At 70.6% G+C, this 695-nt stretch carries 1 protein-coding gene; it reads left to right on the top strand.

Annotated features, from left to right (window positions below; translation table 11 throughout):
• A partial coding sequence (locus tag LPA54_RS34200) for a serine hydrolase (RefSeq protein WP_228984558.1) occupies positions 1-618 on the top strand: 618 nt, incomplete at its 5' end.
• Positions 619-695: the final 77 nt, after the last annotated feature.

Below are 695 nucleotides of genomic sequence, written 5' to 3'. Positions count from 1 at the left end.
GAACTGGTGCGCGTCGCGATGTCTCACAAGCCGGACTTCGCGCCCGGCGCCGGGTGGAACTACTCCAACACCAACTACGTGCTGGCGGGACTGGTGATCGAGAAGGCCACCGGCCGCCCCTACGGCGAGGAGATCCGCCGACGCGTCATCACGCCGCTGCACCTCACCGGGACCTCGGTCCCCGGCACCCGCACCGGCGTGCCCGGACCCAGCAGCCGCGCCTACGGCAAGCTCACCGCGGACGGCAGCGGTCCCGTCCACGACGTCACCCGGATCAACCCGTCCATGGCCTTCTCGGCCGGCGAGATGATCTCCGACTCCAAGGACCTGGGCCGCTTCTACCGCGCCCTGCTCACCGGACGGCTGCTGCCGAAGGAGAAGCTGGACGAGATGACGGACACGGTGGCCGTGGACGACACGCACGGCTACGGGCTGGGCCTGATGAGCACCGAGCTGAGCTGCGGGGTGACCGTCTGGGGCCACGGCGGCGGCATCCACGGCTCCACGTCCGACGCCGTCACCACCCGGAACGGGCGCCACTCCCTGGCGTTCAACTTCAACGGCGACTGGGCCGGGGACCCCGAGGCGGTGATCGAAGCCGAGTACTGCGGCGACTGACACGAGGCGGGCCGTCGCACTAGCGGGGCAGCACGACGACGTACTCGGCCGGAACCCGCTCCGCCGACGCCATCAGG

Origin of the sequence: Streptomyces sp. DH12, assembly GCF_020873895.1 — a bacterium.
Taxonomy (GTDB): Bacteria; Actinomycetota; Actinomycetes; order Streptomycetales; family Streptomycetaceae; genus Streptomyces.
This window is presented reverse-complemented; position numbering and strand designations above follow the sequence as displayed.